The following is a 12,312-nucleotide window of genomic DNA, read 5'->3' as shown; positions in this document are numbered from 1 at the left end:
AGCGCAGTCCGCGGCGACTTGCCGTGAACCGGAACATCATATTCCGGGCGGCGGCGATCAGGTCTGGATCAGTTGAAGCTGAGCAGCTTGAACAGCGGCGTCAGATAGCTGAGCTCCTGCCCGGAGGTCGGCGTGGTGCGGCTGACGAAGTCGAAGATCTTGCCGTCCTTCATGCCGTAATTGGCGAGTCGGCGGACCTGGCGGTTCTTGTCGAAATAGACCGCGACGACGCGCTGATCGACCACCTTCTGGTTCATGAAGGCGACCGGACGCTCGGCGCGCTGCGAGATGTAGTAGAACACCTCGCCGTCCAGCGTCGCGACCGTCGACGGCGTGCCCATCACGATCAGGACCTGGTCCTGGCTCGCCCCGATCGGAATCTGCTCGAGGGCGCCGGGCGGCATGATGTAGCCCTTCTGGAACTGCTCGCCCGTACAGGCGCCGAGCGCCAGGCAGGTCAGCGCGATCGCACCAAAGGTGCGCAGACGGGTGCTCAGGCCGCGGGTGAGCGTGCGGGCAGTCGTTCGCATTGTCTGGGTCATCTTCTTGAGATCGGATCCCGTCCCCTTGCGTCGGGCAGGGCGTTGACGTACCGGGCAAACTTGCGGATTGCAACATGCCCCCGAACCGGGTCAGGGAAACTCAGGCGCGGAACCATCATGCTCTGGCCATTCAACCATCTCAGGAAAACCCGACCGTCCCCGCGCGGGACCATCGAGCCGATCTATGGCATGATCGTGGCACAAACCCGAGAACCGTTGTTTTATAGGCACTTAAATGTCCCTGACACGGTCGACGGGCGGTTTGATCTGCTGATTTTCCACCTCTGGCTGGTGCTGCGCCGGCTGCGTGGGGTTGGGACGGAACTGTCCCAGGCCCTGTTCGACCGCTTCTGCGATGACATGGACGACAATCTGCGCGAGATGGGAGTCGGCGATCTCACCGTGCCGAAGCGCATGCAGAAGTTCGGCGAGGCGTTCTATGGCCGCACGGCGGCCTATGATCTCGCCTGGTCGGAGAGCGAGGCGCGGCTGGCGGACGCGCTGCAGAAGAATATCTTGAATGGCGAGCATCCGAATGGTGCGGCAGGGCTGGCATCCTATGCAAGCCGGGTCATGGCGACCCTGGCCGCCCTGGACGACGCAGCCTTGTTCCGGGCGGCCTGGACCTTTCCGCCGCCGCTACGGCAGGATGAGCAAATATGAGCAACAGAGACAGAGACGCATCGGGTGAGACCGCGCGAGACCCCGCGAAAGACCGGTCGAAGGACCCGGTGAAGGATGCCTTGAAAAGTCCGTGGCGCACCGCTCCGGTGATCGTGGCGCAGATCCCGGACGCCGGCCTGCATCGGGAGATCGAGGCTGACCCCACGGCCCGGGCTGCGCTGGCTGCGGCTGCGGATTTGCGCGAGGTGATCTCGGCGCAGGCCTCGTTCGACGTGGTTCAGAAGCGCGACGGGAAAGTGCATGTCGAGGGCCACGTGCGCGCCCGGATCGGGCAGACCTGCGTCGTGACCCTTGACCCGATCGAGACCGAGATCGACGAGCCGATCGACCAGATGTTCGCCCCGCCGGACCAGATTCCGGAACTGGCCGAACTTGTCGAGGATGATCCCAACAGCGAGGTCGAGACCGCGGATCCGCCGGAGCCGATCGTGGGCGGCCAGATCGATCTCGGCCGGCTCGCCGCGGACGCGCTGTTTCTCGGGATCGATCCCTATCCGCGCAAGCCGGGAGCGGTTTTCGAGCAACCCACCGAGGCCCTCGACACCAAGGATCATCCGTTTGCGGCGCTGAAGGCGCTCAAACCGGGCTCGGATTAGGAGGGCGTGCCGAGCGAGGTTTGGGACGTCCGGCGAGGATTGATAAACTCTGCGGATCGCGCGCTGGGCTCGATCCTCGCACCAGGAGTCTTGAAATTCAATTAAGTTATTGTTTTAGAGGGATAATTTACTTCTTTCCCGAAGCCGCATGGTGGCGGCGGTTGTAAATGGGCGCGGGGCAGGAGGTTGTGTCGACACGGAGAGACGCTATTGTCGCGCCGGGTCGGGGTGCGACGAAAAGGCTCGGACGGCCGCTGGCCCGTCCATGGGCCGCGCAGTGCTTCTGAGCGATCGCCAAACAGGGCCGTGGACGACACGGCCAAGACGAGATCAGGTTCGAGATCAGGTTTCCGGGACGTCATGCCTCAAAAGGTTCGAATCGCGCTGGACGCCATGGGCGGGGATGTCGGCGCGGCCGTCGTGATTCCCGGTGCCGCGATCGCGCTGAGCCGCCATCCCGACGCGGAGTTTCTGCTGTTCGGCGACAGTGCCAAGATCGTTCCGGAGCTCGACCAGCACCCGCGGCTGAAAGCCGTGTCGCGTGTGATCCACACGGACGTCGCCGTCAGCATGGAGGACAAGCCGAGCCAGGCGCTGCGGCGGGGCCGCAAGACCTCGTCGATGTGGCTGGCGCTGGAGGCGGTGAAGAAGGGCGAGGCCGATGTCGCGGTGTCCGCCGGCAATACCGGCGCGCTGGTGGCGATGGCGCGGTTCTGCCTGCGCATGCTCGAGGGGATCGACCGTCCCGCTCTGGCGGCCATCTGGCCGACGCGGCGGGCCAAATGCGTCGTCCTCGATCTCGGCGCGACCATCGGCGGCGATGCGCACCATCTGGTGGCGCTGGCGGCGATGGGCGGCGCGCTGGCCAGCGTGCTGTTCGAGAAGCCGCGTCCGACCGTCGGCCTGCTCAATATCGGCGTCGAGGAAATCAAGGGACATCAGGAGATCCGCGAGGCCGGTGAAATGCTGCGCAGCATGAACCTGCCGCAACTGGATTATATCGGCTTCGTCGAGGGCGACGGCATCGGCAAAGGCGAGGCCGACGTGATCGTCACCGAGGGGTTCAGCGGCAATATTGCGCTCAAGGCCGCCGAAGGCGCGGTGCGGCAGATGATGGATCTGCTGCGCAGTGCCATCAAGGCGAGCTGGCTGGCGCAGATCGGCTATCTGCTGGCGCGCGGTGCCTTCCGCGTGCTGCGGGAGAAGATCGATCCGAAGAACTATAATGGAAGTGTGGTGCTGGGACTGAACGGCATCGTGGTCAAGAGTCACGGCGGCTCCGATGCCGAGGGCTTTGCGCGCGCCGTTGATGTTGGCTATGAGATGGCCCGCTTCGATCTCCTGACCAAGATCAATCAAACACTCAATCGCGACGGCGGCGCGCTGGCGCCCGCGCCCGTCGCCCAGGAGGCTGTCTCGTGACAATTCGTTCGGTCGTGCTCGGCTGTGGCTCCTACCTCCCGCAGCGGGTCGTGACCAATGCCGAGCTGGCAAGCCGCATCGAGACATCCGACGACTGGATCGTGCAGCGCACCGGCATTCGTGAGCGCCATGTTGCCGCCGAGGGCGAGTTCACCTCGCATCTTGCGATCAACGCCGCCCGCGCGGCGCTTGCCGCCGCCGATGTCGATCCGCAATCGATTGACCTGATCGTGCTGGGCACCTCGACGCCGGACAACACTTTTCCGGCGACTGCGGTGGCCGTGCAGGACGGGCTCGGCATCCATCACGGTGCGGCGTTCGACCTGCAGGCGGTGTGCTCGGGCTTCGTCTATGCGCTGGCGACGGCCGACAATTTTCTCCGCAGCGGCTCGTTCAAACGGGCGCTGGTGATCGGTGCCGAGACGTTTTCGCGCATCCTCGACTGGAACGATCGCACCACCTGCGTGCTGTTCGGCGACGGTGCTGGCGCGCTGGTGCTGGACGCCCAGCGGCAGGACGGCACCTCAGCCGATCGCGGCGTCCTGACCACCCATCTGCGCTCCGACGGCCGCCACAAGGCCAAGCTCTATGTCGATGGCGGGCCGTCCTCGACGCAAACGGTCGGTCATCTCCGGATGGAGGGCCGCGAGGTGTTCAAGCATGCGGTCGGCATGATCACCGACGTGATCGTCGACGCTTTCGAGGCGACCGGACTGTCGGCGGAAACCATCGACTGGTTCGTGCCGCACCAGGCCAACAAGCGAATCATCGACGCCTCGGCGCACAAGCTGCACATCGCGCCGGAGAAGGTGGTGCTGACAGTCGACCGGCATGGCAATACCTCCGCAGCCTCGATTCCGCTGGCGCTCGACGTTGCCGTCAAGGACGGCCGCATCAAAAAGGGCGATGTGGTGCTGCTGGAGGCGATGGGCGGCGGTTTCACCTGGGGCTCGGCGCTGGTTCGCTGGTAGCCGGACGTCAGAGCGGTGGACGGTGGCGAAAAGGCGCGAATCGCGCGCCTGCAGCTTCACGCTGCTGTTGACCACCGCCGCTTAACCTCTTAATTTCCGAAGCGAATTATTCGCCGAGAGTTGGGGCAGGCGATGACGGGAACCGGAAAAACAGTCACACGCGTTGATCTCTGCGAGGCAGTCTACCAGAAGGTGGGTCTGTCGCGGACGGAGTCGTCCGCCTTCGTCGAGCTCGTCTTGAAGGAGATCACCGACTGCCTCGAGCGTGGCGAGACGGTGAAGCTGTCGTCGTTCGGCTCCTTCATGGTGCGCAAAAAGGGGCAGCGGATCGGGCGCAACCCGAAGACCGGCACGGAAGTGCCGATCTCGCCGCGCCGTGTCATGGTGTTCAAACCTTCGGCAATCCTCAAGCAGCGCATCAACGGCCAGCAGGGCTCCGGCAAGATGAACGGCGAGGCCAGCCACGAGCAGCTGAGCGCCGAGCCCGAGTAGCGCGCGCGGCGGCGGCCGGGCTGCGTTGCCGCAACCGGGCGCGGCCGCCGCGCCGCATGCGTTCAGCGTAGTCTCCTCATCTCGTCAGCACGGGGAACGGGAATTTGGACAAGGCGCCGGACGCGTTTCGGACCATCAGCGAGGTCGCCCAGGAGCTCGACATCCCGCAGCACGTGCTGCGCTTCTGGGAAACCCGGTTCGCCCAGATCAAGCCGATGAAACGGAGCGGCGGCCGGCGCTATTACCGGCCGGACGACGTCGACCTGCTGAAGGGCATTCGCCGCCTGCTGTACGGCGAAGGCTACACCATCAAGGGCGTACAGCGGATCCTCAAGGAGCACGGCGTCAAGTCGGTGCAAGGGCTTGCCGACAGCTCCGCGGCGGTCTCGTTCGGCGCGCTCGAGGAGACGCTCGGCCAGGCCCTCATGGAGGAAGAGCCGATCGAGGAGGCCGAGGTCACCTCGGAGGACGAGGAAGAGGAGGCCTCCGACGAAGAAGGCATCGATTTCCGCTTCGTCGACACCGAGGACGACATCCTCGACACGTTCCGGGTCGGGCCGCCGCAGCGGGCCGGGATCAGGTCGGAGGACCGCGAAAAGCTCGAAGGCGTGCTCAAGGAACTGGTCGACTGCCGCGCGCTGCTCGACCGGGCGATGAAGGACGTCTGAGGACGCTCGGGGGTGCGCGCACTGGGCCTGATCATCCCACGAAACCCGCCCGCCGTGCCTTGCATCGCGTCCCGATCACGGCTACAGGAACGGCCATCGGAGCGTGGCGCAGCCCGGTTAGCGCACTAGTCTGGGGGACTAGGGGTCGTGGGTTCGAATCCCGCCGCTCCGACCATTCAATCTTTTTGATCCAGAAGGTTTTTTGTTTTTCGGCCCTCTCGCCGCGAGGGGCGGAAAAGCGAACGAAACACAGCGAAAACCTCCCAATCTCTGCACATTCCACCGGAGCAACCACCGGATTCGCTCGCGCGGGTCGCGCAAAAGCAGTGCCACCCGCCAGCGCTCTCTCATCCTGATTATTGCTGGGGGCTCAGCTTGATTGTCGCCGCGCGGCCGCCGAAGCGGCAGCGGTTGCACTTCGATCTCCCTGATCGACACCGCGATCCGCGGCATTCTCGGAGCAGCGTGCGATTTCAGATGCAGGTTCAAATATCCTGCCTTAGGCGTTAACAATCGCAGCGCATTGGTTGCGGTATACCGCCCCGATTTGTTACCCCCGTTGCGTGATTGGGCAGGGGGCTTTCATGGCGGCTACCGAACGCGGCGACGCGGGACGCGTTGATTATCTAGACGGCCTGCGCGGCGTCGCCGCCTTGGCTGTCTTGATCGGCCATTCCTGGCTAATGTTCAGCCAGCCTATATCGAGCTATCATGTGACTGATGGCGTCGCGGCGTTGCCGGCAGTGCTCCTCAAGATCATCGGGCATGTCTCGAACAGCAATTCCGCGGTCTGCATCTTCTTTCTCCTCAGCGGCTATGTCATGGCGGATTTCGGCCAGGGAACGTTGCTCAGCTTTCCCGCACAGATGGTGCGTCGTTATATCCGCCTCGCCATCCCGATTTTGATGACCTCCTCATTCGCATATCTGCTGCTCCGATTTGGTTTATTCCGAAATGCCGAGGCGGGCCGCCTCTTCGGCGAATGGGCCGGCCAGTGGTACCAGTTCGCGCCCTCCGGGCCCTCGATGGTCTATGAGGCTCTCGTAGGCACCTTTTCCAGCGGATCTAACGCCTACAATCCAAATCTCTGGACGATGCATCCCGAGTTGCTCGGATCGTTCTATGTGCTCCTGATTAACGCCGTTGCAGCAAGCAGGCGTTGGCGAATGACGTTGTATGCCTGTTTGATCGCATATTATCTGTTCGATTATCTTCCGCTCTTCGCGGTGGGTGCTCTGCTTCGCGAATATGAAATTGAGGTTCGCCAACTCGATCGGTTTCCCGGTGCGCCGATCACGCTTTGCATCATTGGGCTCTATCTGTGTACGTTTCCTGACGCCACGCTTGGCCCGAAGCTCCAGATTGTTTACCCGCTCCCAGAGTTCAACCTCGACAATGCTCGGAATTGGCATTCGATCGGCGCCACATTGCTGCTTATCGGAGTGTTGACCTCGCGCGCTGCCCAACGCCCGCTGGCATCGTCGCCCGCCAAGATGCTCGGACGCATCAGCTTCACGCTCTATTTGATTCACGTTCCCATCCTCTGCAGCCTTGGCTCCTGGCTGATTGTCGCTCTTGCGCCTTACGGCTACACGCCGGCTGCGGCCTTTGGTTTGTTCGTCACGTTCTTCACCTGCTTGGTGCTATCGACGCTCCTTTCGCCGTTGGTGGATGGAAGCGCAGTCTCCATGTCGCGCAAACTCGGTCGGCGGGTCGACGAACTGATGGCCGACGACAAAGTTCCGTTCGAACGGCTGTCGTCTCAATACCCACCGCCTGTTGCACCCTGACCGAAAGCGGAGGGGTACGGCTGTAGCGTCCCTCTCTGCATCGGCGGCGTCGCCAGCCGTGCCTTGCCCCGTTGAACGAAATCGACCCGATAACAAGTACGCGACTTCCACGTCGCAGCGTCCGTCGAGACGCCCGATCAGCAGTCAGGCTTTGGATACCGGACGTTATCTCCCGTGTTCCCGGCTGGCATGCCTGATCCGAAACGCGGCCAGATCTCGCGCGGATCTGGCAGAATGGACATGCTTTGGCGGCGAATGGCGGCGCCTCTGGAACGTCCGTCAGCGAGCTCGGGTGCGGGGGCGCGCCGACGCGGCTCGCTAGGCCGGGACCTTTTCAACGCAGCCCGCGGCACCTAAAATCCGGCGCCTGCGGGCGGGTGATGAGCTGCGCCGCACTGGTTGTTTTTTTCAGTCATATTGAGATTCTCCCCATGGACGCCGCTGTCGCCGACATCTCCTTTGGCCATTACGAAAATGCCGAGCAGATCGCCTTCTGGAATGGCGCGGGGGGCGAGCGCTGGGTGGCGCGGCGGGCGGAGCTCGATGCCATGCTGGCGCCGGTGCAGGCGGCGCTGTTGGAGCGGGCGGCAATCCAGCCGGGCGAGCGGGTGCTCGACATCGGCTGCGGCTGCGGCGCTACCCTGATCGCTGCGGCCGAGCAGGCCGGCCCCGGCGGCACGGTGCTCGGACTCGATGTCTCCGCCGCGATGCTCACCTGTGCCCATGAGCTCGCGCCGGCCGACGCGCCGGTCAGCTTCGTCCAGGGCGATGCGATGGTGCACCACTTCAAGGCCGCGAGCGCCGATTTGGTGCTGTCGCGGCTCGGCGTCATGTACTTCGCCGACCCCGTGCGCGCCATTCTCAACATTCGCAATGCGCTGCGGTCGGAGGGCCGGGTCGCGTTCGCCTGCTGGGGAGAGCTGCGCGACAATCCCTGGGCGCTGGAGCCGCTGCAGGCGGCCTATGACCACGTGCCGAAGCTGCCCGGGCTGCAGCCGCATGCGCCGGATGACTTCGCCTTCGGATCCGCCGAATGGGTTGAGAAGGTGCTGACCGACGCCGGCCTGCGGCGTATCCGGCTGGAGCGGTGCGATGTCGGCCTGGATCTGGCGGCCGGCGGCGGCCTCGACAGCGCGGTGCAGACCGCGCTGGCGGTTGGGCCCGCCGGCCGGGCCATCGCCGGACAGTCGCCCGATGCCACCGAGGCGGCGATCGTCGCCGTGAGGAAGGCGCTCGCCCGCTACGTCAGGGGGCAGAGCGTCAGCGTGCCGTCCTCGTTCTGGATCGCGACTGCCGTCGATCCCTGAAGGATGCGCCGGGGCAGCGACCTGTTAGTCACGTCGCTGTGCATTGGAACTCTCATTGATAGCGGAACCGCGTCCGAGGCATCGTCGTTGACGGATCAACATCCGTGGACGCGACGATCCTCCACATTGAACCTTTGTGCACTCGCGCTCACAAACCTGATGTTCGGCTCGAGGCTGAGTCGGTTTCAGGAAATTTTAACCGGTCGCCGGGGTTGATCCCGGTGTCAGTATTGTCGGGAGGCGCGTATGGTCCTCAAGGCTTTGAAAGTCTCGCTATCGGTTGTTGCTGCTGCGAGCTCGGTGGCGTCGTTGTTTGCCGTGAGCTGGGTCGGTCTGGCCTTGCTTGGCTACTGATCAATTCACGCAATGATGCACAGAGGCGCGCTGCGCCTCGTGAGAAGCGCAGAATGCGCCCGGATCAATCATGATCCGGGCGCATTTGTTTGTCGGGGCGGGCCGGTCAGCGCGGCTCAGGCGAACGCCTTCTCCACCGTCTCGATCAGCACGCGGAACGATTTGTCGTGGCGCGTGATCGGCGGCACGGCCCTGTCGATGCCGAGCAGCTGATAGACCGCCATCTGGGCCGCGCGCACTGAATATTCCACCGTGAACACGACGTCGTCCGGGATCTCGACGAACTGGCTGATGAAAGCGAGGTTCTTGGAGTTCGCCGGCACCGGCAGCGGACGGTCGTTCTTGTTGCGCGGCATGAACATGCTGGTGATGTAGGGCAGGCGGCAGGGCACGCAGGTCGCGTTCTCGAACACCGAGAGGTCGAAGTTGAGGTGGCCGCACAGCTCCTTGAGGATGTCGGCGCCGCCGCAATCGGCCATGGCCTTGGGCACGAAATTGCCGATGCGGTCCGGATGCAGCCCATAGCCCCAGAACACCTGCACGTCTTGGGGCTGATCGGCGAAATGCGGCTGATGATACAGCACGACCGACATCAGCCAGTTGGACTCGGTGAAGGTGACCAGCCCGCCGGTGCCGGCGGCATTGCCGCTGAACGCCTCCATCGCGTCGAAGAAGCGCGGATTGCGGCAGGTGACCGTGAAGGATTCCCAGCAGGATTCGGGGATCGACGCGTTGAACGCCGCGGGATTGCCGAACTCCGGACGGCCCTTGGCGATCTTCTCCCAGAGCACCCAGCCCTGGCTGTCTTGCTTGGTCAGCCGCGGCGGCGGCGCATCCTGGGTGCCGAGGCTGGTCGCATCGGTCATCGAGCCGTTCTGGAAGAACACGAGATCATCGGCCGACAGCGCGATCGTGTCCGCCTGGCCGGCGCGATCGAGCACCAGCCGCGTCACGACATGCTTGCCGCCCTGGCTGGCGATCTCCATGTCGGTGACATCGACGCCGCCGACGAAATTGACGCCGTGGCCCTCCAGCCATTTCATCAGCGGCACCACGATCGCATCATATTGGTTGAAGGCGGTGCGCTTGACGCCCCCAAGCGTTTCGATGCGTGGAAACTCGTTCATGAACCGATGCAGATAGCGCTTGAGCTCGACGGCGCTATGCCAGGGCTGGAACGCGAACGTCGTCTGCCACATGAACCAGAAATTGGTGGTGAAGAACGCTGGCGACAGCCAGTCGGTGATGCGGGAATTGCCGAGCTTCTCCTCGGACGCTTCGGTCAGCCTGACAAGCTCAAGCCGGTCCTGCATCGAGAAGCCCATGGTCGAGACATCGACCTTGTGCCGGTTGCGATCGACCAGCCGCGCCTGCGAGTGCGCGACATGCGCCTTGTTGAAGGCGATGGTCTCGTCGCGCACGCTCCTTCCGGGGTCGCTGGCGCCGGGGATGGTCGAGAGCAGGCCCCAGGTGCACTCATAGTGATCGGTGGTCAGCATGCGGCCGCCGCGCAGCGAATAGGAGCCGTCGGGCAGACGTGCGCCGTCGAGGCTGCCGCCATAGGGCAGGTGCTTCTCGAAGATCGAGATATCGCGGCCGGCGACGCCGCCGTCACGAATGAGGAATGCCGCGCCGGCCAATGCGCCGATGCCGCTGCCGATGAAATAGGCCTTCATGATCATTACCCGGATCGTTGTTACCACGACGGGAATACCGGCGAGGTTCCCGGGCGGAACTGATCCAGGTCAACATTGAAGGTATCGGGTGATCACGATCTCGCGCGGTTGGTTATGCAAACGATTTCGCCACCGATTGCAGCAGCACCTTCAGCGACTTGTCATAGGGGGTGACCGGCGGAATGGCTCGGTCGATGTTCAAGAGCTGATAGACGGCATGCATCGCCGCACGCACCGAATATTCAATCGTGAACACCGCATCCTCCGGCAGCTCGACGTACTGGCCGATGAAAGCGAGGTTCTTGGAGGTGAGCGGCACCGGCAACGGCCGGTCGCCATCGCTGCGCGGCATGAACATGCTCATGATGTAGGGCATCCAGCACGGCACGCAGCTGGCGTTCTCGAACACCGACAGTGGCAGGCGCAGATGTCCGCACAGCTCCTTCAGGATCTCGGCACCGCTGCACTCCGACATCGGCTTGGGCACGAAATTGCCGACGCGGTCGGGAAACAGGCCATAGCCCCAGAAGATCTGGATGTCCGCGGGCTGGTCCGGGAAATAGGGCTGCGTGTACAGCACGATCGACATGCGCCAATACGAGTCGGTGAAGGTCACGAGCCCGCCGGTGCCCGCGACATTCCCGCTGAAATTCTGCATCGCCTCGAAGAAGCGCGGATTGCGGCAGGTCACCGTGAACGATTCGAAGCTGGATTCCGGAATACAGGTGTTGAAGACGGCGGGCCGGCCGAATTCGGGGCGGCCGGCGGCGAGCTTCTCCCACAAGGTCCAGCCATGGCTGTCGGCCTTGGTGAGCTGCTTCGGCGGGCTGTCATGGCTGCCGAGGCTGGTCGCATCGGTCATCGACCCGGCCGTGTAGAACACCAGATCGCCGACGGCGAGATCGATACTGCGCCGCGCGCCAGCCTGGGTCAGGACGAGGCGCGTGGCGCGGTGCATACCCTCGGTCGTGGCGATCTCGATGTCCTCGACATCGGCGCCGCCGACGAAGTTGACGCCGTGGCCCTCGAGCCAGCGAACCAGCGGCAGCACGATGGAGTCATACTGATTGTAGACCGACCGTTTGACGCCGCCGAGCGTATTCATCATCGGGAATTCGTTCATGAAGCGGCGCAGATAGCGCCGGAACTCGACCGCGCTGTGCCACGTCTGGAACGCAAACGTCGTCTGCCACATGTACCAGAAATTGGTCGTGAAGAACGGCGGTGACAGCCAGTCCGAGATCAGCGAGTTGCCGAGCTTCTCTTCGGAGGTCTCGGTGAGCCGGGTCAGCTCGATGCGGTCCTGCATCGAGAAGCCCATCGTCGACACGTCGACCTTGTGCCGATTGCCGTCGACCAGCCGCGCCTGCGCGTGGGTGACGTGAAGCTTGTTGAAGGCGATGGTCTCCTGGAGGATGTTCTCCTTCGGATCCGTGTCGCTCGGGATCGTCGACAGCAGATCCCAGGTGCATTCGTATTGTTCGGTCGTGAGCATGCGGCCGCCGCGCATCGAGTAGGAGCCGTCCGGCAGCCGCGTGGCATCCAGGCTGCCGCCATAGGGCAGGCGCTTCTCGAAGATGGTGATGTCCTGTCCGGGAATGCCGCCGTCCCGGACCATGAATGCTGCGCCTGAGAGCGACCCGATGCCGCCGCCGATGAAATAGGCCTTCATGATGTCGACCTGTCAAATTAAGGGTTTGATGAAAAATATGAAAAATGCCGGCAGGCCCGGCGAATCACTGGCCGAGCAAAAGCACGCCGATGGTCATGTTACCGCGGCGGGATGAAATAGTCGTCAACACGTTGAGGT

General features: G+C 63.6%; 11 protein-coding genes and 1 tRNA gene. 9 read left to right on the top strand and 3 right to left on the bottom strand.

Annotated elements, in window-relative coordinates; translation table 11 throughout:
• Positions 1–68 precede the first annotated feature (68 nt).
• Positions 69–542, bottom strand: coding sequence for an outer membrane protein assembly factor BamE (locus BBTA_RS21695; RefSeq protein WP_041750809.1), 474 nt, complete (start codon positions 540–542; stop codon positions 69–71).
• Between the two features lie 117 nt (positions 543–659).
• Here BBTA_RS21695 and BBTA_RS21690 point away from each other — a divergent pair, with 117 nt between their 5' ends.
• From BBTA_RS21690 to BBTA_RS21650, 9 genes are all read left to right on the top strand, one after another.
• A complete protein-coding gene (locus BBTA_RS21690) occupies positions 660–1,205 on the top strand; it encodes a ubiquinol-cytochrome C chaperone family protein (RefSeq protein WP_012044652.1) in 546 nt (181 codons plus the stop codon).
• Positions 1,202–1,822: a DUF177 domain-containing protein gene (locus BBTA_RS21685; RefSeq protein WP_012044651.1), complete on the top strand. Its 621-nt coding sequence runs from the start codon at positions 1,202–1,204 to the stop codon at positions 1,820–1,822. The genes BBTA_RS21690 and BBTA_RS21685 overlap by 4 nt, the downstream gene beginning before the upstream one ends.
• Before the next feature lie 360 nt (positions 1,823–2,182).
• On the top strand, positions 2,183–3,244 hold the full coding sequence (gene plsX, locus BBTA_RS21680) for a phosphate acyltransferase PlsX (RefSeq protein WP_012044650.1): 1,062 nt from the start codon (positions 2,183–2,185) through the stop codon (positions 3,242–3,244).
• Positions 3,241–4,215, top strand: a complete 975-nt coding sequence (locus BBTA_RS21675) for a beta-ketoacyl-ACP synthase III (protein ID WP_012044649.1) — start codon at positions 3,241–3,243, stop codon at positions 4,213–4,215. Before plsX ends, BBTA_RS21675 begins: the two co-directional genes overlap by 4 nt.
• Before the next feature lie 132 nt (positions 4,216–4,347).
• On the top strand, positions 4,348–4,707 hold the full coding sequence (locus tag BBTA_RS21670) for an integration host factor subunit alpha (RefSeq protein WP_012044648.1): 360 nt from the start codon (positions 4,348–4,350) through the stop codon (positions 4,705–4,707).
• Between the two features lie 104 nt (positions 4,708–4,811).
• A complete protein-coding gene (locus tag BBTA_RS21665) occupies positions 4,812–5,375 on the top strand; it encodes a MerR family transcriptional regulator (protein ID WP_012044647.1) in 564 nt (187 codons plus the stop codon).
• 97 nt (positions 5,376–5,472) lie between these two features.
• A tRNA-Pro gene (locus BBTA_RS21660) sits at positions 5,473–5,550 on the top strand.
• A gap of 409 nt (positions 5,551–5,959) precedes the next feature.
• Positions 5,960–7,165, top strand: coding sequence for an acyltransferase (locus BBTA_RS21655; RefSeq protein WP_012044646.1), 1,206 nt, complete (start codon positions 5,960–5,962; stop codon positions 7,163–7,165).
• Positions 7,166–7,596: 431 nt separating this feature from the next.
• A complete protein-coding gene (locus BBTA_RS21650; RefSeq protein ID WP_012044645.1) occupies positions 7,597–8,472 on the top strand; it encodes a class I SAM-dependent methyltransferase in 876 nt (291 codons plus the stop codon).
• A gap of 470 nt (positions 8,473–8,942) precedes the next feature.
• On the opposite strand, the gene BBTA_RS21645 is transcribed toward BBTA_RS21650, so the two are convergent.
• Together BBTA_RS21645 and BBTA_RS21640 are read right to left on the bottom strand one after the other, a co-directional pair.
• Complete coding sequence (locus BBTA_RS21645; protein ID WP_012044644.1) at positions 8,943–10,502, bottom strand: oleate hydratase; 1,560 nt, start codon at positions 10,500–10,502, stop codon at positions 8,943–8,945.
• 112 nt (positions 10,503–10,614) lie between these two features.
• Entirely contained in the window at positions 10,615–12,174 is a 1,560-nt protein-coding gene (locus BBTA_RS21640) for an oleate hydratase (protein ID WP_012044643.1), read from the bottom strand.
• Between the last annotated feature and the right edge of the window lie 138 nt (positions 12,175–12,312).

Origin of the sequence: Bradyrhizobium sp. BTAi1, from assembly GCF_000015165.1 — a bacterium.
Lineage (GTDB): Bacteria > Pseudomonadota > Alphaproteobacteria > Rhizobiales > Xanthobacteraceae > Bradyrhizobium > Bradyrhizobium denitrificans.
The sequence above is the reverse complement of the archived record's forward strand: the minus strand, read 5'-3'. Positions and strand labels throughout refer to the sequence as shown.

What these genes read in the sequence shown, in the direction of transcription:
- BBTA_RS21695 (WP_041750809.1), bottom strand. Translation starts at nt 542, where the DNA reads ATGACCCAGACAATGCGAACGACTGCCCGCACGCTCACCCGCGGCCTG.
- BBTA_RS21690 (WP_012044652.1), top strand. Translation starts at nt 660, where the DNA reads ATGCTCTGGCCATTCAACCATCTCAGGAAAACCCGACCGTCCCCGCGC.
- BBTA_RS21685 (WP_012044651.1), top strand. Translation starts at nt 1,202, where the DNA reads ATGAGCAACAGAGACAGAGACGCATCGGGTGAGACCGCGCGAGACCCC.
- plsX (WP_012044650.1), top strand. Translation starts at nt 2,183, where the DNA reads ATGCCTCAAAAGGTTCGAATCGCGCTGGACGCCATGGGCGGGGATGTC.
- BBTA_RS21670 (WP_012044648.1), top strand. Translation starts at nt 4,348, where the DNA reads ATGACGGGAACCGGAAAAACAGTCACACGCGTTGATCTCTGCGAGGCA.
- BBTA_RS21655 (WP_012044646.1), top strand. Translation starts at nt 5,960, where the DNA reads ATGGCGGCTACCGAACGCGGCGACGCGGGACGCGTTGATTATCTAGAC.
- BBTA_RS21650 (WP_012044645.1), top strand. Translation starts at nt 7,597, where the DNA reads ATGGACGCCGCTGTCGCCGACATCTCCTTTGGCCATTACGAAAATGCC.
- BBTA_RS21645 (WP_012044644.1), bottom strand. Translation starts at nt 10,502, where the DNA reads ATGAAGGCCTATTTCATCGGCAGCGGCATCGGCGCATTGGCCGGCGCG.
- BBTA_RS21640 (WP_012044643.1), bottom strand. Translation starts at nt 12,174, where the DNA reads ATGAAGGCCTATTTCATCGGCGGCGGCATCGGGTCGCTCTCAGGCGCA.